This window comes from Gracilibacillus caseinilyticus, assembly GCF_022919115.1.
Taxonomy (GTDB): domain Bacteria; phylum Bacillota; class Bacilli; order Bacillales; family Amphibacillaceae; genus Gracilibacillus; species Gracilibacillus caseinilyticus.
Map to the genome: position 1 here is coordinate 2,918,678 of NZ_CP095072.1, position 23,443 is coordinate 2,942,120.

General features: G+C 39.0%; 22 protein-coding genes. 13 read left to right on the forward strand and 9 right to left on the reverse strand.

Annotated features, from left to right (window positions below):
* Nucleotides 1-16 precede the first annotated feature (16 nt).
* The 4 genes from MUN88_RS13695 to MUN88_RS13710 all read right to left on the reverse strand — a co-directional run bounded on the left by MUN88_RS13695 (nt 17) and on the right by MUN88_RS13710 (nt 4,088).
* Complete coding sequence (locus MUN88_RS13695) at nt 17-1,012, reverse strand: LacI family DNA-binding transcriptional regulator (RefSeq protein ID WP_244715951.1); 996 nt, start codon at nt 1,010-1,012, stop codon at nt 17-19.
* Nucleotides 1,013-1,080: 68 nt separating this feature from the next.
* Complete coding sequence (locus MUN88_RS13700; RefSeq protein ID WP_244724532.1) at nt 1,081-1,857, reverse strand: carbohydrate ABC transporter permease; 777 nt, start codon at nt 1,855-1,857, stop codon at nt 1,081-1,083.
* 56 nt (nt 1,858-1,913) lie between these two features.
* Complete coding sequence (locus tag MUN88_RS13705; RefSeq protein ID WP_244715953.1) at nt 1,914-2,792, reverse strand: carbohydrate ABC transporter permease; 879 nt, start codon at nt 2,790-2,792, stop codon at nt 1,914-1,916.
* Between the two features lie 63 nt (nt 2,793-2,855).
* Nucleotides 2,856-4,088: an extracellular solute-binding protein gene (locus MUN88_RS13710; protein ID WP_244715955.1), complete on the reverse strand. Its 1,233-nt coding sequence runs from the start codon at nt 4,086-4,088 to the stop codon at nt 2,856-2,858.
* A 293-nt stretch (nt 4,089-4,381) separates the two neighbouring features.
* Between MUN88_RS13710 and MUN88_RS13715 the strand changes: the two genes are divergently transcribed.
* From MUN88_RS13715 to MUN88_RS13725, 3 genes are all read left to right on the forward strand, one after another.
* Nucleotides 4,382-6,535, forward strand: a complete 2,154-nt coding sequence (locus MUN88_RS13715; RefSeq protein ID WP_244715957.1) for a glycoside hydrolase family 3 N-terminal domain-containing protein — start codon at nt 4,382-4,384, stop codon at nt 6,533-6,535.
* Between the two features lie 273 nt (nt 6,536-6,808).
* Nucleotides 6,809-6,955, forward strand: a complete 147-nt coding sequence (locus MUN88_RS13720) for a hypothetical protein (protein ID WP_244715959.1) — start codon at nt 6,809-6,811, stop codon at nt 6,953-6,955.
* Between the two features lie 460 nt (nt 6,956-7,415).
* On the forward strand, nt 7,416-7,682 hold the full coding sequence (locus MUN88_RS13725) for a hypothetical protein (protein WP_244715961.1): 267 nt from the start codon (nt 7,416-7,418) through the stop codon (nt 7,680-7,682).
* 140 nt (nt 7,683-7,822) lie between these two features.
* Here MUN88_RS13725 and rpsD read toward each other — a convergent pair whose 3' ends face one another.
* Together rpsD and msrC are read right to left on the reverse strand one after the other, a co-directional pair.
* Nucleotides 7,823-8,425 carry a 30S ribosomal protein S4 gene (gene rpsD, locus MUN88_RS13730; protein WP_244715963.1) on the reverse strand — a complete coding sequence of 201 codons (603 nt, stop codon included), beginning with the start codon at nt 8,423-8,425 and terminating at the stop codon, nt 7,823-7,825.
* 238 nt (nt 8,426-8,663) lie between these two features.
* Nucleotides 8,664-9,143, reverse strand: coding sequence for a free L-methionine (R)-S-oxide reductase MsrC (gene msrC, locus MUN88_RS13735; protein WP_244715991.1), 480 nt, complete (start codon nt 9,141-9,143; stop codon nt 8,664-8,666).
* A 243-nt stretch (nt 9,144-9,386) separates the two neighbouring features.
* Here msrC and ezrA point away from each other — a divergent pair, with 243 nt between their 5' ends.
* The 6 genes from ezrA (at nt 9,387) to MUN88_RS13765 (ending at nt 16,687) form a co-directional block, all read left to right on the forward strand.
* Nucleotides 9,387-11,096 (forward strand): septation ring formation regulator EzrA, encoded by a 1,710-nt coding sequence (gene ezrA, locus MUN88_RS13740; protein ID WP_244715993.1) that lies wholly within the window; start codon nt 9,387-9,389, stop codon nt 11,094-11,096.
* 28 nt (nt 11,097-11,124) lie between these two features.
* Complete coding sequence (locus MUN88_RS13745; RefSeq protein WP_244715995.1) at nt 11,125-11,460, forward strand: hypothetical protein; 336 nt, start codon at nt 11,125-11,127, stop codon at nt 11,458-11,460.
* 874 nt (nt 11,461-12,334) lie between these two features.
* Complete coding sequence (locus MUN88_RS13750) at nt 12,335-13,477, forward strand: cysteine desulfurase family protein (protein ID WP_244715997.1); 1,143 nt, start codon at nt 12,335-12,337, stop codon at nt 13,475-13,477.
* 6 nt (nt 13,478-13,483) lie between these two features.
* Nucleotides 13,484-14,686: a tRNA uracil 4-sulfurtransferase ThiI gene (thiI, locus tag MUN88_RS13755; RefSeq protein ID WP_244715999.1), complete on the forward strand. Its 1,203-nt coding sequence runs from the start codon at nt 13,484-13,486 to the stop codon at nt 14,684-14,686.
* Between the two features lie 92 nt (nt 14,687-14,778).
* Complete coding sequence (locus MUN88_RS13760) at nt 14,779-14,982, forward strand: alpha/beta-type small acid-soluble spore protein (RefSeq protein WP_305852466.1); 204 nt, start codon at nt 14,779-14,781, stop codon at nt 14,980-14,982.
* A 115-nt stretch (nt 14,983-15,097) separates the two neighbouring features.
* Nucleotides 15,098-16,687: an amidohydrolase gene (locus tag MUN88_RS13765; protein ID WP_244716003.1), complete on the forward strand. Its 1,590-nt coding sequence runs from the start codon at nt 15,098-15,100 to the stop codon at nt 16,685-16,687.
* A gap of 761 nt (nt 16,688-17,448) precedes the next feature.
* Here MUN88_RS13765 and MUN88_RS13770 read toward each other — a convergent pair.
* Complete coding sequence (locus MUN88_RS13770; RefSeq protein ID WP_244716005.1) at nt 17,449-18,249, reverse strand: NAD kinase; 801 nt, start codon at nt 18,247-18,249, stop codon at nt 17,449-17,451.
* A 153-nt stretch (nt 18,250-18,402) separates the two neighbouring features.
* Between MUN88_RS13770 and MUN88_RS13775 the strand changes: the two genes are divergently transcribed.
* The 4 genes from MUN88_RS13775 (at nt 18,403) to MUN88_RS13790 (ending at nt 21,782) form a co-directional block, all read left to right on the forward strand.
* Complete coding sequence (locus MUN88_RS13775; RefSeq protein ID WP_244716007.1) at nt 18,403-18,927, forward strand: hypothetical protein; 525 nt, start codon at nt 18,403-18,405, stop codon at nt 18,925-18,927.
* Nucleotides 18,927-19,373 (forward strand): GerW family sporulation protein, encoded by a 447-nt coding sequence (gene ytfJ, locus MUN88_RS13780; protein ID WP_244716009.1) that lies wholly within the window; start codon nt 18,927-18,929, stop codon nt 19,371-19,373. Before MUN88_RS13775 ends, ytfJ begins: the two co-directional genes overlap by 1 nt.
* 84 nt (nt 19,374-19,457) lie before the next feature.
* Nucleotides 19,458-20,441 (forward strand): class I SAM-dependent methyltransferase, encoded by a 984-nt coding sequence (locus tag MUN88_RS13785; RefSeq protein WP_244716011.1) that lies wholly within the window; start codon nt 19,458-19,460, stop codon nt 20,439-20,441.
* A 153-nt stretch (nt 20,442-20,594) separates the two neighbouring features.
* Nucleotides 20,595-21,782, forward strand: a complete 1,188-nt coding sequence (locus MUN88_RS13790; protein ID WP_244716013.1) for an acetate kinase — start codon at nt 20,595-20,597, stop codon at nt 21,780-21,782.
* A gap of 101 nt (nt 21,783-21,883) precedes the next feature.
* On the opposite strand, the gene MUN88_RS13795 is transcribed toward MUN88_RS13790, so the two are convergent.
* Both MUN88_RS13795 and MUN88_RS13800 read right to left on the reverse strand, forming a co-directional pair.
* Nucleotides 21,884-22,198 carry a hypothetical protein gene (locus MUN88_RS13795; RefSeq protein ID WP_244716015.1) on the reverse strand — a complete coding sequence of 105 codons (315 nt, stop codon included), beginning with the start codon at nt 22,196-22,198 and terminating at the stop codon, nt 21,884-21,886.
* A gap of 753 nt (nt 22,199-22,951) precedes the next feature.
* On the reverse strand, nt 22,952-23,395 hold the full coding sequence (locus MUN88_RS13800) for a universal stress protein (protein ID WP_244716017.1): 444 nt from the start codon (nt 23,393-23,395) through the stop codon (nt 22,952-22,954).
* Nucleotides 23,396-23,443 lie beyond the last annotated feature (48 nt).

A 23,443-nucleotide genomic window follows, 5' to 3' on the forward strand; every position in this document is an offset into this window, starting at 1 on the left:
GAGCTATCACCCTTTTTTATTGTTTTTTTAGCATAACGGATTTTCGTTCGATTAACTCAGTTGATAATTTGTAATGGCTGTTAATATTCTTTCCTTCTAATAGTTGAAAAATGAGATGTACAGCTAAAGCACCTACCTCATACTTTGGTTGTTTGATCGTGGTTAAAGGCGGGTGTACGTATTCAGCCAATTGAATGTCATCAAAGCCGATAATCGAGATATCCTCCGGTATCCGAATATTTTTCTCCTGGAAAGCTTGTAAACCACCTATTGCCATTTCATCATTCCCATAAAAAATCGCATCAGGCAGTTCCCCTTGGGCGATTAATAATTTCGTTGCTTTATATCCACCTTCTTTGGTGAAATATCCAATTGAGTTCCATTTTGAATGACTAGGCAGTTGATATTGCTCCAACGCCTGTTTGTAGCCATCGAATCGTTTCTGGTTATCAAGCGAGGCACTAGGTCCGCCAATATAAGCAATATTTTCGTGACCGTGCTTAATGAGACATTCTGTTGCGATGAAACCGCCTTCTGTATTATCTACTTCAACATGGTAAACATTTTCATCTATTAAGTCCCGGTCGAGAACAATCACGGGAAAACCAGCTTGTGCTGATTCGATTGTAATCGCGTCACTAATGTTGTGGGCGAGTATTATCGCACCATCGACCCGTTTTTCCTTCAGGAATTTGACTGCTGTCGATTGTTGATCACCGATGGAACTGCATGCAATCAAATCAAAGCCGTTGGCAGTGGTCACATCTTGTACTCCTTTAATCAATTCCGAATAATATGGGCCGGATAAATCACTGAGAATCAATGCAATCGTATTTGTTTTGGTTCTTTTTAAATCAGAAGCGATACCATTTTTCTTATAGTTGAGTTGTCTTGCTGCTTCTTCGACTCGCTCCTTCGTCGCTGTACTAATGCGTTTACTGTTATTAAGTGCATAGGAGGCAGTGGATACTGCCACACCTGCTAATTTTGCTACATCTTTAATCGTTGCCATTGTCTTTCCTCCATCACTACACAATATATTACCTATATTACGTTATTTGGAATAGATTTTTAAGGGCTTTATTTAATTCCAGATACATTAAAGCCTTCGATGATGTATTTCTGGAAGATAGTAAAAATGATAAGAATCGGCAGTACCATGAATGTAGAACCTGCCATTTGCAGTCCATAATTGGTTACATTCTGATCCTGCAATAATGCAAGTCCGACGGATAACGTGTACAATGCTTCATCATTGGCGACAATCAGTGGCCATAGGAAACTGTTCCATGCACCGATAAAGGTTAAGATCACCTGAACTGCTAATATCGGCATCGATAGTGGAATGATTATCCTGGTGAAAATGTAAAATTCACCAGCGCCATCCAAGCGCGCTGCCTCTATTAGATCGTCTGGAATGGTTACCATAAACTGTCGGATTAAGAAAATGTTAAAAGCGGCAATCAAACCGGGCAGGATAATCCCGCTCATTGTATTGGTTAAACCCATTTCATTTAATAGTAAATAGGTCGGGATCATCGTCACTTGACCGGGCAGCATCATTGTAAGTAACACGACAATAAACCAGGCCTCCTTACCTTTGAACTGAAATTTCCCAAAGCCGTAACCTGCCATTGTGTTTAAAAATAAGCCAATCATCGAACATGCGACGATAATCAGAGTATTGATTAAATAGACATCAAAATTCAAGTTTTGAAATAAATGGACGTAATGCTCTATCGTTGGATCCTGTGGAAAAAGGGTAGGGGGAATGCTCAGTACTTCCCGCTCTGTTTTGAATGAACTTAACACCATCCAGATGAATGGAAGCGAGACGAGCAATCCGCCAACTGTCATAATGGCAAGTACAATTGTTTTTTCCAATTTATTTCGTATATACACAATTGTTCACCTCACAGTGTTTGGTCTGATTTTCTGAATTTAAATTGAACAAGGGTTGCGACAATGATGATCGCAAATAAGATAAACGAAGCGGCAGCACCATATCCAAATTCGTTATATTGGAACCCTTCCTGATAAATAAACAATGCAATTGAGTTAGTACCATTTAAAGGTCCACCATCTGTCATCACGAACGGCTCTTCAAAGAACTGCAGCCAGCCGATTAGTGTAGTGACCGTCACAAAGAAAGTAGCAAAACTCATTGATGGAATGGTGATCTTGATTAATTTCTGCCATCTGTTGGCGCCATCAATGTCCGCCGCTTCATAATATACCCTAGGAATTGCCTGCAGTGCTGCCAGAAAGATAAGCATGCTCACGCCATTACTCTTCCAAACGGCCAGAAGAATCAGTGACAATTTAGCCACAAGAGGATCTTCTAACCAGGGGACTTTGTCAATATCGACTAACGATAAGAGGTAATTGAATAAGCCGTATTCCTGATTATAAAGAAATCCCCAAACAACAGCGATGGCGACAATATTAGTAACGGATGGTACGTAATAAATCACTCGAAAGGTAGATGCCAGCCAGCTTCCTATCAGATTGAGGAAAAAGGCAATCATAAAGGAGCTTCCAACTGCTAACGGAACCCCGATAATGACATAAAATATGGTGTTACCAATAGATTCAAGAAATTTCTTATCACTAAACAGGTCGGCATAGTTATCAAAAGCGATAACATTTATTTTGGACCAATTTGCCAATCCGATTAAATTGGTATCCGTAAAGCTAATGCCGAATGCAATTAAGATCGGTACAAATGAAAAAATGATTAACAGCAAAACCGCTGGGCCAATAAATAGAAACGGTGTCCACTTGGACTTCATTCGATTTCCTCCTCTCGTGGATCTACCTGGTATGTTGCGAGGAAACCCCTCGCAACTTCCCGGTTATCTGTCTAAAATCTCCGCAGCTTTTGTCTGAAATTCTTCGAGCGCTTGATCAATATCCGCTCCTCCACGATTAATTTCTTCTAAAGAGGTCAATATTTCCTGACCTAGACGCTCGTATTCTGGAATTAACGGTAATGGTTGTGTTGATTTCAGTTGTTCCCCGAATGTACTTACCATTTCATCGTCAGCCAGTGCCGGATCTTCCCATGCACTTAAATTGGCAGGTAATTCACTATTTGCTTTATACCATTCCACCTGTGTTTCTGGATCTGCCATCCAATTGATGAAATCAAGGGACTTGTCGACTTTTTCGGAATTATGGAAGATAGAAAGGTGTGCACCGCCCATCATTGATTTGTTATTTTCTGCGGATGGCATCAGACGCACATCCCATTTTCCTTCAATATCCGGTGCGCGTTCCTTGATCATTCCGATATCCCATGGTCCGCTAATGAACATTGGTTTAGAGCCGTCAGAAAAGGCTTGGAAAAATTCCTTGCCTTCACCTGTTTGGGATAATTCTTCTTCATAGAATAAATGGTGCAATTCAATTGCTTCTTTAAATCCTTTTGATTGGAAGTTGTCTGCACCGTTTCCGATTTCATAATTCCATCCTTGTTCCCAAGCAAGAATAAAAGGGAACTGTGGATCGGTGGTAGGTAAATCAATTGCATACTGTTCATCCCCGCGAGCGGCTAATTGTCTTGATGCATTAATCATTTCATCCCAAGTAGCCGGACCTTCCGGGTAGCCAACATCCGCTAAAATATCCGTACGATAGAATAATGCCCTCGTATCGACATACCATGGAATACCAATCGTTTGCTCTTTATATTTCGTCGTACCTATTGCGCTCTCATAAAAATTGTCATCAGCAAGATTATCATAATCATCCAGATACTCTGTCAGGTCGAGAAATGTACTAGCCTCTGCGAATTCTGCAACCCATGTGGTACCAATTTGTAATACATCCGGACCTTCTCCAGACGCAACAGCAGTTAATAACTTATCATGCGCATTGTCCCAAGGAATGACCTGGACATCAACGTTGACACCAGCTTCTTCTTCATATTGTGGAACAAAATCTTTTAAAGCTTTCGACATTGTCCAGACTGTAATCGTATTTTCATCCGATGATCCTCCTTCCGTTGTCGAATCATCAGAACATGCAGCAACAAATAAAATGAAACCAAACATTAACGCTAACATCAGCTTTTTAGTGGTTAACAATTTGATCACTCCTATTGATAGATTTTCGTACATAATGTAAAAAACTTTGTGACCTATCACCTCAACATGTAATAGTTTGTTGAAACGTTTCGACAAATCCATTATAAAACAAGATGTAATCGGTTTCAAGTTTTTTGTAAAAAAATTTATTTTTAATGATTTACATTATGTATTAACTATTAATTGTTATTTAATTAATTTTACAAACAAGTGTTGAAACGTTTCGAATTATGTTTTATAGTAGTAATAGAATGTAAAGGATTACATACTGATTTTTTGGAGGAGGTAACAGGATGAAAAACATCCAACATCTATTAGAGCAAATGACCTTGCAAGAGAAAATCGATCAATTAACTCAATTGGCTGCTCCTTTTTTTAAAGGCGCAGAGGATGCAGGAGCCATTACAGGACCAATGATGAATATGGAAGTAGAAGATGATAATATACGGAATGCAGGTTCCGTACTCGGTGCATCTGGAGCGAGAAATATAAAATCTATTCAAGAACAACATTTAGCGGAAAATCGCCTCAGTATACCGCTTTTGTTTATGTCTGATGTGGTACATGGTTATAAAACCATCTTTCCTATTCCTTTAGCGATTGGTTGCTCGTGGAATCTTGAGCTTGCAGAAGACAGTGCGCGAATCGCGGCATTAGAATCAGCTGTATCTGGTATCCATGTAACTTTTGCGCCGATGGTAGATTTAGTAAGGGATCCAAGATGGGGGCGAGTAACGGAAACAACAGGTGAGGATCCTTTGCTGAACAGTTTGTTTGCTAAAGCGCAAGTCCGTGGTTTTCAAGGAGAGGATGTAGCGAATGATTTAGAACGTGTGGCTGCATGTGTGAAGCATTTCGCTGGTTACGGTGCGGTGGAAGGAGGACGTGATTACAATACGGTTAATATGTCTGATCGCCAATTGCACGAAATCTATTTACCAGCGTACAAAGCCGCTTTGGATCAAGGCTGTAAAATGGTGATGTCTTCTTTTAATGTCATTGACGGCATTCCGGCAACTGCGAACCAGACTTTAATGAGAGATGTCTTGCGTGAGCAATGGCAATTCGATGGAGTCGTGATTTCTGATTGGGGGGCTGTTAAAGAATTAATCGCGCATGGTGTTGCAGCAGATAAAGGGGAAGCTGGATTAAAGGCGGTCCTTGCTGGAACAGACATTGAAATGATGACTGACTGTTATTCCAGCTATTTAAAAGAATATGTTGAAAATAGCATGCTATCGGAAGCGATCATTGATGAAGCGGTATTACGTATTTTAAAGTTAAAAGAAGAATTAGGCTTGTTTGAAAATCCGTATAGAGGTGCTGATGAACAATTAGAAAAAGAAATAATACTTTCAGATCAGCACCGAGCATCGGCAAGAGAATTAGCAGTAGAATCAACAGTCTTATTGAAAAATGAACAGGTCCTCCCATTAGACTGCACTCAGAAAGTCGCGCTTATCGGACCTTATGCTGACAGCGGGAATATTCTAGGGCAATGGTCTTGGTTAGGGTCAAAAGACGATTCCATCACAATGCTAGAAGCAATGAAAGGTAAAGCTGAAAATGAAGTGTTTTTCGCAGAGGGATGTCGTATTGAAGACGAAATAGAAAATGGTTTTGAAGATGCGAAACAAAAAGCAGCTCAAGCAGATGTAGTAATCGTTGCTGTAGGGGAAGACCCACTTATGAGCGGTGAAGCAGGTTCACGAACGAATATTAAATTGCCAGAACCACAATTAAGCTTAATCACAGAACTGAAAAAATTAGGTAAACCAATCGTCACCGTTTTATTTAATGGCCGACCTCTGGATTTACACGGAGTTATCGAAAATTCAGATGCTGTCGTGGAAGCTTGGTTCCCTGGAACGGAAGGAGGGCAGGCGATTGCGGATTTGATCTATGGCGACGAGAATTTTTCTGGAAAATTATCGATGTCGATCCCGCATTCAGCAGGGCAAATACCAGTCTATTATAACCATTACTCCACAGGAAGACCAAAAGGAGCGCCAGATGCACAGGAGAGATACGTGTCACAATATTTGGATAGCCCAAACGGACCGTTATTCCCATTTGGATACGGTCTAAGCTATACCAGCTTTGAATATGGTGACGTGCAGCTCTCAACAGATGTTTTGACAAAAGATGCTGAATTAACGATCACTGTTTCTGTTAGAAATTCCGGTGAGCTAACTGGAAAAGAAGTGGTGCAGTTGTATGTACAGGATGTCATTGGTGAGGTGGTTCGTCCGGTGAAGGAATTAAAGGGATTCCAAAAAGTAGAGTTTTTGCCTGGTGAGGAAAAGGAAATTACCTTTGTCCTGTCAGAAGAAGACTTTCGTTATTATCATTCCGATATGACATACAAAAGTGATCCAGGAGAGTTTATTGTATATGCAGGAAGGGACAGTTTGACGGATATGGGAACTTCCTTCGTGTTAAAATAAAGTTAAGAAAAGGAGTCATCGACATCGTAGTGTCGGTGGCTTTTTTATCTGGTAATTTGTAAAAAAAGTATTGCTTTTATCCGTTCTGTTCGATAAGTTAAAAGAGATTAGAAAAAAATGTTAATAATATTTGTGATTTCGGTCTGCACTTTTGGAATTTGAACGGAGAGTAGTTTGTGATGTTGTTTTTGTTGTAATATCGTTAACTTGTACCTGGAGTAATTATATTTCATATGGCTATGGTGTTATTTATTTGGTAAGGGTGGGATTAACATGGTGAAAATTAAAAGCGCAGAAAGAGAACATATCGAAGGGATTTCGACAGTATGCTGTGAAGGATGTAGAGACACGTACAAAGGTATCAGAAGTGACGTGAATATCGAAAGAAATAACCAATTATTCTACAATTATACACGATAGCCAAAGAACTAGATGAGTCAAATGGGTGGGATGGTTATATTGTAGAAGTGGAGGATGGAGTAGTTCTAGGAGCGATTGGCGGTGGAATGGCTGGAGTAGACACAAGTGAAGTATATGTGCTTTATGTAGACGTGGGGGAGGAGAGGAGAAGGGATAGGTGCAAAATTGTTAGAGTATCTGTCTCATATTCAGCGTCGAAAGGGGTCTAAGGAACAATGGGATTCTGTTCAAAAAGGAAATAGCAAAGGTATGAAGCAAAAGGATTTGAATTCAAGCATGAAAAAGAAGCATTTTCTAATGAACGAGGTGAAGGTTACGTATCCTTGAGGTATGTCAGAAGATTATAGTTGATGCTGGTTTCTATTACGTTACTCTGTAATTTTCTTTGTTTGTGGAAAATACATAATTTGAGGTGATATTGTTGAATAAGACGCATTTTATTATATTGGGGAGTATTGTTTTGGCAACTATCTTGGGAGTTTTTGGTCAAAGTTTTGCTTATTTTTTTAGTGACCAAATCATTGGATCATCTCCAGTATTTAACTTAACAGCAATTACTATATTAAGTGTAATATTGTATTTGAACTCATTTGTTGCAACTATACTTCAATATAAAAAGAGAAAAATAGAAAAAAATACAATGGAAGTGTATCTGTCTATATTTGTGGTGTTTGGCTTATTTACCAGTGGTTGGTCTGTGTTTGTGCTAGCTATGTGGTGGGGGTAATGCAAGAAATACATTTATAATTTGATTCGGGTCCCTGATGCTGAACAGGAAATTCTAAATTTATAACAGAAAACCCTAGAAACATTAATAAAATCAACGTTTCTAGGGTTTTTAATACTGCTAAAGAATATTTTCTGAAATTAACGAGAGTAGAACTCAACAATAAGTGCTTCGTTGATTTCAGCTGGTAATTCAGAACGCTCTGGTAAGCGAGTGAAAGTACCTTCTAATTTGTCTTCGTCGAAAGTTACGAATTCAGGTGTGAATGTGTTAGCCTCAATAGCTTCCTTGATGATGTCAAGGCTTTGAGATTTTTCACGAACACCAATTACTTGACCAGGTTTTACTTGGTAAGATGGGATATCAACGCGTCCGCCATCTACTGTAACGTGACCATGGTTTACTAATTGCCGTGCTTGGCGACGAGTGCGTGCAAGACCTAAACGGTAAACAAGGTTATCTAAACGTGATTCAAGAAGAATCATGAAGTTTTCACCATGGATACCTTTGATCGTACCAGCGCGATCAAATAAGTTGCGGAATTGACGTTCAGTCACTCCGTACATGAAACGTAATTTTTGTTTTTCTTGTAGTTGTAAACCATATTCAGATAGTTTACGACGTTGGTTAGGTCCGTGTTGACCTGGTGCGTAAGGGCGTTTGTCTAACTCCTTACCAGTACCTGTTAACGAGATACCAAGACGACGAGACTTTTTCCATACAGAACCTGTATAGCGAGCCATAGTGCATCTTCTCCTTTATATATGAAATTTGCATAAAATAAGACAGTGTGTCCCTCACATAACAGCTATTTTGTATTCATGTATCTTCGCCCTAGTAGCAGAGAGTTACGGGATACACCTTACTGTTTAAACAGATAAGGAACAAAATAGTCAGCCAGCGGTTCACATAGGCTACCTTTTTTACACAAAGTTCATTATATGATGTTAGGAGACTAATGTCAACAGGAACTTACCTTGCTTAAATATATTTTTCTAATGTTTGAACGAACTGCTCCAAATATTGTTGATCTGTTTCATCAAAGTGGTTTTTACTAGGACTATCGATATCTAATACGCCGAAGACTTCTCCATCCTTCAAAATAGGTACGACAATCTCAGACTGGCTGGCAGCATCACAGGCAATATGACCAGGGAACTGATGCACATCTGCTACTAATTGTGTTTGTTTTTCCGATACGGCTGTTCCGCAAACACCTTTTCCGCTCTTAATACGAACACAGGCCGGTAAGCCTTGGAATGGTCCTAATACAAGTTCATCTTCTTTCCATAAATAAAAGCCTACCCAGTTCACATCATTTAAAAATTGATTCAATAATGCCGATGCATTAGATAGATTAGCGATAACATCCGGCTCATCTTGTAGTAATGCGTCTAACTGTTTTATCACAATTGGGTAGTTTTGTGCTTTGTTGCCTTCATAATTTTTTGTTTCAAACATGTACTCCCACTCCCTTGGTGAATAGTTATTGTGGATTTTTTTAATCATACAATAGATCTATTAGTGTGACAAATGTTCGAGCTTAGATAAAAAAATGCTTTTTTCGATAAAAATATTCAAAAAATAGTAAAATTCTTAGCAAAAAGCCATAGAAACATGGTATCATAACAAGTAATCATATAGACGTGTTTATCTTACTAGATAAATGGAAAGTTATCGGGTGTTTTTGAAGGAGGATTACTTATGTTGTTGGAATTCGTGATCGGCGGAATTCTTGTTATTATCGCATTATTGATTATCGGACTGATCTTTAGGAAAAAGGTCTATGATCAGGTTGACCGACTGGAAGCATGGAAGATGGAAATCATGCACCGGAATGTGACAGAAGAGTTGGCGAAAGTAAAGAAATTAAATCTGTCAGGTGAAACCCAGGTCAATTTTGAGCGATGGAAGGATAACTGGGATATGATACTTACTCGTGATCTGCCAGATATGGAGGAATATTTGTTAGATGCAGAGGAAGCAGCAGATAAGTTTCGAATCAAAGCATCCAGAAAGAACCTTCAGCATGTAACAGATGCACTTCAGGCGATCGAGAAGAATATCGAAGAAATGTATAAGGAGCTGGATTATTTACTTGATTCAGAGAAATATACACGACAGGAATTAGAAGAATTAGAACCACAGATCAAAGAACTAAAGAAGCACCTTTTACATAATCGCACACAATACGGACGTGCTGAAATTGTGTACGAATCAGAATTAACGAAGATGGAAAAAAGGCTATCGGAGTATGCAGTATTAACGAGTGAAGGTAATTATATCGAAGCACAAGGTCTGATTCAGTCGTTAAAGGCAGAGCTAGAAACAATCGAAGAAAAGATCACGTCTTTTCCAACGATTTATCGTCAAAGTAAACAGCACATTCCGGAGTTAATGAAAGATTTAATACGCGGAATGGCAGAAATGGAAGAAGAGGGTTATCGTGTTCAGCAATTCGGTTTCGAAAAGGAATTGAAACAATACGAAACAATGTTAAAAAACGCCATTAGACAGTTGGAAAATGGGGAAATAGACACAATCGAGGAATCATTTGAACAAATGGAAGACCGCATCAATGAAATGTTCCAACTGTTAGAAAAAGAAGCGAAGTCTAAATCGATTGTGGAAAGTCATATGCCGAATGTCAAACAACAATTAGCCGATATCCAAGAAGAAGTAGCGAACACGAAGCAGCAAATTCAAGAACTTCAACAAACATATTTCCTTGAAGAATCCGAATTAGAAATGTTTCTAAGTGTAGAGAAGTGGCTGGAAAAAGTCGAAAATCAATTTGAACAAATTGAACAAGATTATGTTGACAAAAAAGCGAATCACTTAGAAATAAAAGATAAATTGGATACTCTTTCCGAGGAACTGGAAAAGCTTAATAAAGCACAGCAAGACTTCCAATCACAGATTTCTGATTTACGTAAAGATGAAATGGAAGCGAAAGAAAAAATTACTGAATTAAAGAAACAACTTATTTATACGAGTAAGCAACTGCAAAAAAGTAATATTCCTGGTGTACCTTCTTTCATAGTCAATGCATTAGATGAATCAACAGATAAGTGTGAGATGGTATTGCATCATCTTCAAAAACACCCGTTGGACATGGGCAAAGTACAGCATAGTATTACAGAAGCGAATAAATCGGTGGATCATTTCGTCGGCCAAACTAATATGCTGTTGGACCAGGCAAGACTTGTGGAGCTTGCGATTCAATTTGGTAATCGATACCGTAGTTCGCACCCTGTTCTTTCAGCTCAGCTATCCGAAGCGGAGCAACTGTTTAGAGATTATAAATATGAAAATGCATTGGAAACAGCTGTGAAAGCATTAGAAGAAGTGGATCCAAATGCAATGGAAAAAATCGAAAAAATGGATCAGGCATTTCAACAGATGGCTAACTAACTAACTAGTACTTAAAGGTGGAGATTGTATGAAGTGGCTGCTATCGGCTTTAGCTGTCGTTACACTTAGTGTATGGTCAATGGTTCTGTTTTTTTATCTGGACCATCAGGATACCAATTATGTTGCAGCAGCAAATCATGTAGCTTTTAAGCATCAGGATCAGACGAAATATACGAATTTTGTTTTTCAGTTTTCTGAATCACATTACTCGCCATTTAATAAGGAGACCTCTGTTACAGAAGTGGAATCTAACCAATCCGCTTCCGACGACATATCCTCCTCATTATCTGGCCTGTCGCTGTCACTAACAGCTGATAATAAAGTTTCCATTGATGAATTATTAACAGCATTAGAAATCGATTAATAAATAGCGAGCCTAACACAAAAGTATATGTGTTAAATGAATAGCCGGACATAACATGAATGTTAATCAAGTAATCCTCGTGTTATGTTCAGCTTTTTTCTTATGTCGTAAACATAAAGTGCAAAGTAACTTCTTAATATAATCGCGAAAAATGAACGTGATGATCAGCTATGAGATCATATTGACATACTTAATACCGCTCCGGCCAACCACTTCACGTCCTTCAGCCTCTGCACAATCCCGCGGAAGTCTACGCGGTTGGCCTACGCTAGGATAGGTACTCTACAACTTTTGTAAGAGTTAGTATTTTGAGCGCATCTCTAATCGTCCATAAATAATAGTATTTGAATAAAAACATAATGCCTAGAACCACTGCATTTAGTTATTATTCCTTACGTTGTAGCACTTCCTTAAGCGTAGGAAATATGCGGAGACTCCGCATGCCTCAGCGCGAGCTGAAGATCCACTTTGTTTGTGCCTGTGTCTAAAAGCATCGCTTCGAAGTGATTTCCCTTGGCACACGGCAGCAAAGAAGAAGTTCAAGTTTTAGTCTAGCTGAAGCCGTGCTCCACAGGACGAGTAGCATATTTCCGAAGCTTTTCTTAGCACAGTAAAAATGTCAGAATCACCAAATGAAAATACAACCTTATATCATTAGGGAAAAGTAATTTTACTTAGCATAAAATTTGCTACATAACAAAAATGGCATTACTTGGCAGTTTTCTTCAACTTCGAATTGCATGTTCGTTTAATGGCATACACTTTGCACCAGCAATAGTATAAATATTCTAGCACTGCTAGGCATAACTTATTTTCACTAACGGAAAAATGTGATAAGATATGGCAATGTTAACAGAAAAAAGAGGGATAATGGATGATATATCTAGATAATAGTGCAACAACAAGACCAAACCTACAAGTACTGGAAAGCTTTACGAAAGCATCCAGTCAATTTTTTGGCAACCCGTCTTCGATACACGGCATAGGTATGGATGCGGAAAGACTGCTTCGTAAGTCGCGCGAGCAAGCAGCATCCATTTTGAAAGTCCAGCCAAATGAAATTATTTTCACGGCAGGTGGTACAGAAGGGAATAATATCGCAATCAAAGGAACTGCGCTAGCGCATCAAAAGAGGGGAAAACATATCATTACCACTGCAATCGAGCATCCATCAGTATTGGAAGCGTGTCAAGGTCTGGAGTCACTCGGCTTTGAAGTGACGTATCTTCCGGTAAATGCTGAGGGTTTTGTTGAGGCTGAATACGTCAAAAAGGCAATGCGAAAAGATACCATTTTAGTATCGATTATGCATGTAAATAATGAAATAGGCACCATTCAACCGATCGAGGAGATTGGGGCGATTGTGAAGAATTATCCGAAAGCATTGTTTCATGTTGACCATGTTCAAGGTTTTGGGAAAGTCCCGTTAAATATAGAGAAAAGTCATATTGATTTGTGCACTATCTCTGCTCACAAAATTCATGGGTTAAAAGGGACAGGATTATTAGTTGTCAGAAACGGAGTGCGTTTGTTTTCTTTAGCGCATGGTGGCGGTCAAGAGCAGTCGATTCGATCAGGTACAGAAAATGTAGCAGGTATTGTATCTTTCGTTAAAGCAATGCGCCTGGCTAATGAGAAGCAAAGCGAAACGGCAAGTAATTTAACTGAATTAAAAAAGTATCTAATCGAGCAATTACAATCGAGTGCTAAGGTTAAACTAAATACACCTGCAAACAACAGTGCGCCACATATTGTCAACTTCTCCGTTCCGGGTTTTAAGCCAGAAGTGATGATTCATGCACTGGAAGAATCAGATATCTATATTTCAACGAAATCAGCTTGCTCCTCCAAAAGTGCTGACGAAAGTGCCGTGCTGATAGCATGTGGTAAAAATCGTTCCATTGCTACATCAGGATTGAGAGTCAGTATGTCATATGAAACAACAAAAGAAGAGATTGTCTTCTTCAGTCAACAGCTAGAAAATGTCATTCAAAAATTAAGTGAAGTAATGGGGTAGATAGAAATGCAATATGATCACATTATAATAAGATATGGTGAATTAGGATTAAAAGGCCGTAATCGAAAAATATTTACGACACAGCTAGCTAAAAACGTGCGAAAAGCATTACGTCATTTTCCTGCGATTAAAGTAGATAAGCTGCGAGATCGTATGTATATCGTGTTAAACGGAGAAGATCCAGAACCGATAATGGAAATCTGCCGAAAGATTTTCGGTATTCAGAATATGAGTTTGGCAGTAAAAGTTGCCAATGAGCCTGAAAGAATCAAAGAAGAGGCATTACGATTATTAAAAGAAACAAAAAATGTTCGAACTTTCAAAGTCACTACGAAACGATCTAACAAGGAGTTTCCGATTGGTTCACAAGAGTTTAATCAAGTACTTGGTGGACATTTATTAGTAAATACGGATGACATTACCGTCGATGTACATCACCCTGATCTTGAGATTACCGTAGATATACGTGCAGAAGCAACGTATTTAACATCCAGAAAAATTCCTGGCGCTGGTGGGCTGCCAGTTGGTTCTTCCGGTAAATCACTTCTATTGTTATCAGGAGGAATTGATAGTCCGGTAGCTGGTTATTTAACGATGAAGCGTGGCGTACAGATAGAAGCGATTCATTTCCATTCACCGCCGTATACGAGTGAACGCGCAAAGGAAAAAGTAGTCGATTTGGCTGAGAAATTAGCTTCCTACGGGCACTCTGTAAAAATTCATGTGGTGCCTTTCACGGCATTGCAACAAAAAATTCACCGCGAAATTCCGCACGGTTATTCGATGACGGTGATGCGCAGAATGATGATGCGTATAAGCGAAAGAGTGGCAGAACGTAATGGTATTTTATCACTAGTCACTGGTGAAAGTCTTGGACAAGTAGCAAGCCAAACGATGGAGAGTATGCATGCGATCAATGCGGTGACAAATTTTCCGGTCATTCGTCCGCTAGTCGCCATGGATAAAGACGAAATTATCTCCATATCGGAGGCCATTGATATGTATGATATTTCAATCAGACCTTTTGAAGACTGTTGTACTGTCTTTGTGCCAAAGCAGCCAAAAACCAAACCGAGGCTGGAAAAGGTTGAACAATTTGAAGGTAATATGACGTTTGATCAAGATATAGAAGAGATATTAAATGCCATCGAAACCATTGAAGTAGAGGCAACAGATCAAGCAGAAGAACAGTTGGAAGACTTGCTCTAATGATTGGGTAAATTAACAACAACTACCAGAAAAAAAATTGCATGAGATCGCCTCCTCGAGCGCATCATAGTAGTGTAGTCAAGAGGAGGTGAATGACAATGGCGAACAGTTCTAACAACTTAGTAGTACCAGGAGTAAGCCAAGCACTTGATCAAATGAAATATGAGATCGCACAAGAATTTGGTGTAAGCTTAGGTGCTGATACAACTTCAAGAGCAAACGGTTCAGTTGGTGGTGAAATCACTAAACGTCTAGTACAAATGGCTGAACAACAAATGGGTGGCCAAGCTAAATAATGAATTGAATAAAATAAAGGATAGTGCTCAGGTGCACTATCCTTTTCTTCGTCTTGAGTTTTTGCTATTCTTTAAGTATTAACAGAAGATTTCAAAGCATAGGCAAGGTGATAGAATGTCTACACTTTTTTATGGTGGTACCATTTATACAATGATTGAACCAGGAGCAACGGTAGAGGCTGTTATCGTTGAGAATGGTAAAATCAAAGACGCTGGCGAAGAGCCATATCTTAGAAATACATATCACATAGAACAACAGTATCATTTGCAAGGCGCTGTTATGTATCCTGGCTTTGTTGACAGTCACTTACACATTGCAGGGCACGGGGAGAAATTGTTGCACTTGGACCTTTCATTAATGACGTCGGCTGAGGAAGTACTGGAGGCGCTTGCTCAAAAAGTCCACGACTTAGAGCCTGGGGAATGGCTGATTGCAGATGGTTGGAATGAAAATCAGTGGCAGGAACCACGAATTATCGATAAATATGAACTAGATCAGATTTCCAGTGATCATCCCATGATTTTAACACGTGTTTGCCGTCATGCGATTATCGTCAATTCAAAAGCATTAGCGCTAGCAGGGATCCAAGCAGACACGGAAGATCCGCAAGGTGGAAAAATCATACGAGATGAGACAGGAGAACCGACAGGCTATTTACTCGATCAGGCGCAGGAAATGATCAAAGAAATTATTCCGACTATTTCTGAAGCTTTGTTGCAGAAAACGATAAAAGTAGCGATTGAAGATTTGTTGCGGCTAGGTTTGACAGGTGGTCACACAGAGGATCTTTCTTACTATGGTGGTTTTGACCGAACATTAAGAGCGTATCAGGAAGTTGTGCCAAGACAGTATAAGTTTAGAGCACATTTATTGGTTCACCATCTTGTTTTCGATGATATGTTAGCGCAAGGTTATCGTTATGGTCAAGGTGGTGACTTCACATCACTTGGTGCGATGAAAATATTTTCAGATGGTGCTTTAGGTGGTGCAACTGCTTGGTTAAGTGATCCGTATGAAGATGATCCGGATAATATTGGCATCCCCATCCACACAAGGAAAAATCTAGAAATATGGTTTCAAAAAGCAAGGAAGTTCGGTTTCCCAGTGGCGGTACATGCAATCGGGGACAGAGCGGTAGAGGAAGTGGTTAACTGTATCATTAAATATCCTCTGACAAATGGTTTGCGTGACCGTATTATTCATGCGCAAATTATGAATCAGAAGCTTCTGACACAGTTGAAAGGATTGAACGCTGTACTGGATATTCAACCCTCCTTTGTTGCTTCTGATTTTCCATGGGTCAAGGATAGAATTGGTGACGAAAGAACGAGAGCCTCTTATCCTTGGAAAACGTATTTAGAGGAAGGAATTGCTTGTGCGGGTGGTTCTGATGCTCCGATTGAACAAGTGAACCCGTTATTAGGTATACAAGCAGCGGTAACCCGGCGATCTGCGATAGACGGTAAGGTGTATGGAAAGGAACAACAACTTTCTGTTTTTGATGCAATCTCTTTATATACAAGAGGAAGTGCCTATGTCATTCATCATGAATATGACAGAGGGATGATTCTGCCGGAATATGTGGCAGACTTCACAATATTAGAACAAGACCTGTTTCAGAACGATCCCGAACTTTTCCATGAAATTGAAGTACAAGCTACGATTGTCGATGGGGAAGTAATGTATCAAAAAACAGAGGATTAAAGGTGCCTCTGTTTTTTTGATAAAGTATATAATTACCACATTAAAGCCGAATCACAAAAATTTCCGCTTAAGATTGAGAAAATAAAAGTGTAGGTACTTATAATACGGATTATATAAAGTGTAGCAGTATGTCAATTTTGTACTTTTGATAGGTTTTCTATGCTAACAAAGCTCCGGAAATATGCTCCGCGTCCTGTGGGGTCGGCCTCAACTCGAAAAGAAGCTCGCTTTCCTGCGGGATTTTCGGAAACGACTGATCCCACGGGACGCAAAGTGATTGGCCGGAGCGATATACTAGCACATGAATCATTTTAAAATTATTACGTAAGCTAGTTGTTATAATCCGTATTAAGGAAGTTGTATATACTTATGTTAGTTAGGACCGGGACAGTGTATACCCGGTTTTTCTTACCAGGTAAGAAAGTATAAAAGTAAAGTCATAGAAGTAAACATGCTAAACATGATTGATGGGTTCTTATAATATGGATTATGTCAAGTAGAACTGACTGACATTGTGTTAATTTTGATAGATTTCATCTGCTTAGCAAAGCTCCGGAAATATGCTTCGCGTCCTGTGGGGCACGGAGTGGTTGGCCGGAGCGGTCTCCCAGCATATGAAATATTTCAAAGTTACCACTGTGTTAGTTGACATAATCCATATTATAGGTAGTTATATATTATTTATGTTAGTTAGGGCCAGGTGGGCTTTCCCGGTTTTTCCATTACTGAATCTTTACTCAATTTATTGGATAAACGTCTCCTTAGAGAAACGTCCGTTGAACACGGTCCCAGAAGGAGTTGTTTTTCAGTTTGACCGTCTTAATCCGTTTATCGCTCAATTGCATGGTCAATGATTTAATATTTCGGATCGAATAAGCTTCGTTATCCAAGCCGACAATCGGGTAATCATTTCCGTCTTGCACCACTTCTAAACGGAGGGTGCGGTCTTTGTTAAGAATGAATGAAGAGCCGAGTGTACGGTAGCGATTGTTGTTTAAGGAAGCAAGTTCCGTTACTTGAAAACAAGGAATTTTCGGATCGATGACAGCCCCTCTTGTTGACTTATTATATCCTGTACTACCAGTAGGTGTGGCAACAATCAGTCCGTCCCCGCGAAAACGTTCAAAGAAATTATCATCAATATAGACATCCATCACAATGGTTTTGATAACAGCAGAGCGAATCGTTGCTTCATTGAGGCAATGAAAAGTGGATCGACCATTAATATTTACATCGATTGTTGGGAAACGGCGAACCTCGATATTTTCTTCTTTCACAGCTTCAATCATTGTACTGTACTCATCAAGGTTAAAGTCGCAATACAATCCGGACTCATCAGCCTGTGTCATGCCAACGTATAAACAATCCTGCCGAAAATTAGTGTTGCGTACTGCCTGAAGAAATTCACCGTCACCACCGATGCTAATGATAATATTTGCCTCTTTCGATTCCTCAACTACTTCAAATCCTTGATCCCTTACATATTGAAATAATATTTCTAATTTGTTACTGATATCTTTCTGCTTCTTGTAATAGAAAAAAATATTTCGTCTTTTATCCATCAATTTGCCTCCTAATTCCTTATGTAATTACTTTCATCTTATCATGTAAATTCGATCAATCCCATTGATAACCTTCATTATTTTGTTCTATTTAACGCGAGTTTATGACTAATCTTGTTATTCCTCGTAAATAATAGATCATGAGGTGAGTTTATGATAATCATTGGACTGATTGCCTTTCTATTCATTGTCTTATTGACATGCCTGCTTCTTATTGCATTCATTAAACTATATGTCTTTTTTGCATGGCAATGGGATGAAGAGGGGAAAATGTTTGAAGTAAAGGTGAAGGTTTTGCGTATGGTAGTATATAAGAAAACAGTCGATTTAACAGGAAGTGAAAAAATAAAATCTACAGATTCTGAAACAAATTGGAAAGAAGTGATCCCGCTAGGGAAAGAGATAATTAAAATGGCGACGATTGAGAAGGTGGAAACAGAAACCGTTGTAGCTACCAATGATCCTTCTTTTACTGCTCATTTGTATGTTGTCTTGCAAACACTGAAACACCGGCTGCTTGCGCAGTACCCTAGAAAAGACTTTCTCCTCAGTGTAGGAGCTGATTTTGAGCAGGAGAGTTTAGAATCATTTGGTGAATGCATGATTTCCATGAAATTGAGCAAGACTATCAAAGAAATAAACAAGATGAAGAAGTTAATGAAAGGAGCAAATAACTAATGGCAGATAATAATAATAACAATAACGAAAACGTACATCCTCTCGAAGGTTTCATGTCATTGACAATGGAAAGCCTCAAGCAATTAATTGAAGTAGATACAGCAATCGGTAAGCCAATTGACGTACCAGATGGAAGTGTAATCATTCCATTGTCACAAGTGAAATTTGGTTTTGCATCTGGAGGTAGTGAGTTTGTCCCAGGTGGTCAAAAAGGAAATAATCAATCAGAATCGATCATACCGTTTGGTGGAGGTAGCGGTGGAGGGGTATCGATTACGCCGACTGCTTTCGTTGTAGCTAATAAAGAAGGTGTAAAGTTGATGCCGGTTCACGAATCCTCAAGTGCATATGAAAAAGTATTAGAGAAATGTCCACAGTTGATTGACCAGGTGATGGATATGTTGAAACAGAAAAAAGATTCAGGTAAAGACAGCAATGACATTTAATGCTTCTCAGTAGACATAATGAATTCACTGCCTTCATAATAGATAGGCAGTGAATTCATTATGTACATGTTGGAGGGAAGTAGTGTGACGTTTGAAGTAGATAAGGCGTTTACGTACTTAGATCAATTAGCAATGTCTATAGAGAAAACAGAAGAAGAAACGTATTTAGATAGTCTTGTATTCGCATTGCGTGCGATTCAGACAGAAGAAGAATTAGCTTTTCCTGATGCTGAAACGGAAGAAAGTGTTGTGAAGTTGAAGGAGCTCTTTTATCAGGAGAATCCTGCCAAAGAGTCGATTCGAAAAGTGATTCAGCTAGCCTTGATTAAAGGCATGAAAGGTTCAACACAGCAGCAGCATGTCGTTACACCCGATTCAGTTGCGATGTTTATTGGTTATTTTCTGCAGAAATTATTAAATGATAAGAAGCAGTTTCGACTATTTGATCCTGCCAGTGGTGCCGGAAATCTTTTAACAGCGGTTATGAATCAGGTGAGTGCAGAAGCAGAAGGATATGGTAGTGAAATTGATACTACTTTAATTCAGTTAGCAGTAGAAAGTGCAAACTTACAGCAATTATCGATCGAATTTTTCCATCAAGATGCATTAATGCCGTTATTATTAGATCCAGCCGATGCTGTGGTTGCCGATCTGCCTGTAGGCTATTATCCTAATGATGAGCAAGCTGCTCAATTTGATCTGCAAGCTGAGGAAGGGCACTCCTATGCTCATCATTTATTTATCGAACAGAGCTTGCGTTATACAAAAGAAGCAGGTTATTTAGTTTTTGTTATTCCTAACTTCTTATTCACGAGTGAACAAAGTGAGCAACTGCAAGCATTTTTACGTAAAGAAGCACATATATTGGCGATGTTGCAATTACCATTATCGATGTTCTCGTCTGAACAGCATGCAAAAAGTATCTTAGTTCTACAAAAGCAAGGTAATAATACGAAGGCCCCGAAACAGACATTAATGGCACAATTACCTTCTTTTAAAGATGTAAATGCTACTCATAATATGTTGCGTAAAATTGATGGCTGGTTCAAGACGGAAGCGGAGAAATAGTCTGAAAATAAAAAATTCTGAAAGCAAACGTTACCATTTAACATTCCGGTTGCAAACTTGTCCTGACGGTGTTTTAATGAGTATGGGAATGTAAGGAGCTATTATATATACGTACATAGCTTGCAGGATAAGGAAATGAAAGGATTGAATATATTGAGTAAAATTTTAGCAGTTAACGCCGGAAGTTCTTCCCTTAAATTTCAACTGATTGAAATGCCGGAAGAAAAAGTATTGTCAAAAGGATTAGTGGAACGAATTGGGATTGATGATTCGGTTTTTTCTATTGAGTTCGGAGAAAAAGAAGATGAAGAAACAGCTGATATCCCTGACCATGCGGTTGCGGTAAAATTATTACTAGAAAAATTAACATCTTTTGGTGTTATTAAAAGTTTAGATGAAATTGACGGAATCGGTCACCGTGTCGTTCATGGTGGTGAAAAGTTTAATGATTCTGTTGCGATAAATGACCACGTGATCGAGGAAATAGAGGAAGTGTCTGATTTAGCACCACTTCACAACCCTGCTAACTTAACAGGTATTCGTGCTTTCCGTGAAGTGCTTCCTAATGTACCTTCCGTGGCAGTGTTTGATACAGCCTTTCATCAGACGATGCCTGAACAGTCTTATTTATACAGCTTGCCATATGAGTATTATCAAAAATATGGCATCCGTAAATATGGTTTTCACGGTACATCACATAAATATGTATCAGAACGTGCTGCAGACTTAATGGGTGTACCACTAGAGCAGTTGCGCTTATTATCTTGTCATTTAGGAAATGGTGCAAGTATTGCAGCCATTGAAGGTGGTAAATCGATTGATACTTCCATGGGCTTTACGCCATTAGCTGGTGTAACAATGGGGACAAGATCTGGTAACATTGATCCAGCCTTAATCCCTTATATCATGGAAAAGACAGGTCAATCTGCAGCAGAAGTCATGAACGTATTAAATAAGAAAAGTGGTATGCTAGCATTGTCTGGATTCTCCAGTGACTTGCGAGATATTGAAGAGAAAGCCAATAATGGTGATGAGAGAGCAGAATTAGCCCTACAAGTATTTGCGGAAAGAATTCACAAATATATCGGTTCTTATGCTGCAAGAATGCATGGCGTGGATGCGATTATTTTCACAGCAGGTGTTGGTGAAAATAGTGTAACGATCCGTGAGCGCGTACTAAAAGGATTAGAATTCATGGGCGTTTATTGGGACCCATCCTTGAATAACATTCGTGGAAAAGAAAAATTTGTTAATTATCCACACTCACCTGTAAAAGTAATCGTGATTCCAACCGATGAAGAAGTTATGATTGCTCGCGATGTGGTTCGTTTAGCGCAATAAATAACACAACCGACTTTTTTCTGTGTAGTTAATCTATGTGGAAGGAAGTCGGTTTTTTATTATAATTTATCGTTATTGATTTCCATAGCAAAGGAATAGTGTTATTGTTCCTTATCAAATGAATAGCCGTGCTCTTTTAATCTGTAACTGATAATAAATAATTGTTTGATGACTTCCGCTATGCCAACTAATCCTAATCCAGTGGCTGTTCCAATTGAGGCATAAATGATAAAAACAAAAAATGAATTATTGGGAGTATTCATGGAGACAAATAATGACAAAACTGCGCCTGCTGTTAAAATAATCCATCCAGCGTAAGTCAAAAGCGTAGAAATCCAGTTTACCGGTGTCCCATTGGAGAGCCGTTTGACTTGATGTCTTCTGAAATCATTGAATTCGTTATGTTCCTCTGTCATAATTAAATACCTCCTCGAGCAATCTCTAACATATTTTACCACGCGCGCTAAAAACAGAACAGATTAAATAATGGAAAGATGTGGTGATGAAGGAATTTTCATACATTGTTCTAGTTCGAAAATCAAGTGTTGGTTATTAGTGTTGTTTTAATACACAATATTGAGCGAAACCCGATTGTCCTATCGAAATTACATATGGCTGGCTATAATAACGATTATATTAACTGGCATAGCGGTCATTTTAAAATGTTATTAGTGCAAGGATAACGCTTCGGCCAACCACTTCGCGTCCTGCGGCTACGGGAGTCTACATGGTTGTCCTACGCTAGGATAGTACTCTATAACTTTTATAAGAGCTAGCATATTCAGCGCCTTCCTTAAGCGTAGGAAGGAAATATGCGGAGACACCGTATGCGTCAGCGCGAGCTGAAGATCTACTGTGTCTGAACCTGTGTCTACAAGTATCGGTTTGAATCGGGCTCACTCGGCACAGGCAACAAAGAAGTTGTTCAAGTAGTAGCCTAGCTGAAGCCGTGCCCTACAGAACGCGGAGCATATTTCCGGAGCTTTGCCACGAATAAAAAATCTATCAAAATTACCATATTGTCATACAGTTCCCCTTTACATAATCTGTATTATAGAAACCTTTCCTATTTCAATCTTTTACACCATTCTTTCAATTGTGGCAATGACAGCAACATTATCTTTTCATCACGTATCAAAGAAAATCCGGGCATTGATGGCCCGGATTTTTTAGCTTCTGACGACTAATACATCGCATTTGGCATATCTGGTAATGCTTTCCGAAACGCTGCCGATTAAAAAGCGTTCGACTGCATTCATCCCTGTTGCGCCGCATATAATTAAATCGGCATCAAATGTTTTTGCAAGATCTTTCGGTATTTTCATTTTTGGTGATCCGATTTCAACGTGTGTTGTTATACTATTTATTCCATGCTTTTCCGCTTTTTCCTTATATTCATCAAGTAAAGTCTTGGCATAATTTTCAGATCGATTTGCCAAGGATTGATCATATACCTCAGGCGCGACTGTTGTAATGGTTCTGGTGTCAATCACATGAGCTAAAAACATCTGAGCATTATTTCGCAGGACAATGTCTACTGCTTTCTTAAATGCTAGTTCGGAGGCATCAGAGCCATCGACAGCTACTAAAACACGATTATATTCAAAAGCCATGTTATTTCACTCCTTCTTATATCTTATAAACAGTATATCATGTATCCG

What these genes read in the sequence shown, in the direction of transcription:
- MUN88_RS13720 (WP_244715959.1), top strand. Translation starts at nt 6,809, where the DNA reads ATGGTGAAAATTAAAAGCGCAGAAAGAGAACATATCGAAGGGATTTCG.
- thiI (WP_244715999.1), top strand. Translation starts at nt 13,484, where the DNA reads ATGCAATATGATCACATTATAATAAGATATGGTGAATTAGGATTAAAA.
- MUN88_RS13705 (WP_244715953.1), bottom strand. Translation starts at nt 2,792, where the DNA reads ATGAAGTCCAAGTGGACACCGTTTCTATTTATTGGCCCAGCGGTTTTG.
- MUN88_RS13695 (WP_244715951.1), bottom strand. Translation starts at nt 1,012, where the DNA reads ATGGCAACGATTAAAGATGTAGCAAAATTAGCAGGTGTGGCAGTATCC.
- ytfJ (WP_244716009.1), top strand. Translation starts at nt 18,927, where the DNA reads ATGGCAGATAATAATAATAACAATAACGAAAACGTACATCCTCTCGAA.
- rpsD (WP_244715963.1), bottom strand. Translation starts at nt 8,425, where the DNA reads ATGGCTCGCTATACAGGTTCTGTATGGAAAAAGTCTCGTCGTCTTGGT.
- MUN88_RS13775 (WP_244716007.1), top strand. Translation starts at nt 18,403, where the DNA reads ATGATAATCATTGGACTGATTGCCTTTCTATTCATTGTCTTATTGACA.
- MUN88_RS13745 (WP_244715995.1), top strand. Translation starts at nt 11,125, where the DNA reads ATGAAGTGGCTGCTATCGGCTTTAGCTGTCGTTACACTTAGTGTATGG.
- MUN88_RS13700 (WP_244724532.1), bottom strand. Translation starts at nt 1,857, where the DNA reads ATGACAGTTGGCGGATTGCTCGTCTCGCTTCCATTCATCTGGATGGTG.
- MUN88_RS13750 (WP_244715997.1), top strand. Translation starts at nt 12,335, where the DNA reads ATGATATATCTAGATAATAGTGCAACAACAAGACCAAACCTACAAGTA.
- ezrA (WP_244715993.1), top strand. Translation starts at nt 9,387, where the DNA reads ATGTTGTTGGAATTCGTGATCGGCGGAATTCTTGTTATTATCGCATTA.
- MUN88_RS13795 (WP_244716015.1), bottom strand. Translation starts at nt 22,198, where the DNA reads ATGACAGAGGAACATAACGAATTCAATGATTTCAGAAGACATCAAGTC.
- MUN88_RS13760 (WP_305852466.1), top strand. Translation starts at nt 14,779, where the DNA reads ATGACAATGGCGAACAGTTCTAACAACTTAGTAGTACCAGGAGTAAGC.
- MUN88_RS13765 (WP_244716003.1), top strand. Translation starts at nt 15,098, where the DNA reads ATGTCTACACTTTTTTATGGTGGTACCATTTATACAATGATTGAACCA.
- msrC (WP_244715991.1), bottom strand. Translation starts at nt 9,143, where the DNA reads ATGTTTGAAACAAAAAATTATGAAGGCAACAAAGCACAAAACTACCCA.
- MUN88_RS13770 (WP_244716005.1), bottom strand. Translation starts at nt 18,249, where the DNA reads ATGGATAAAAGACGAAATATTTTTTTCTATTACAAGAAGCAGAAAGAT.
- MUN88_RS13800 (WP_244716017.1), bottom strand. Translation starts at nt 23,395, where the DNA reads ATGGCTTTTGAATATAATCGTGTTTTAGTAGCTGTCGATGGCTCTGAT.
- MUN88_RS13715 (WP_244715957.1), top strand. Translation starts at nt 4,382, where the DNA reads ATGAAAAACATCCAACATCTATTAGAGCAAATGACCTTGCAAGAGAAA.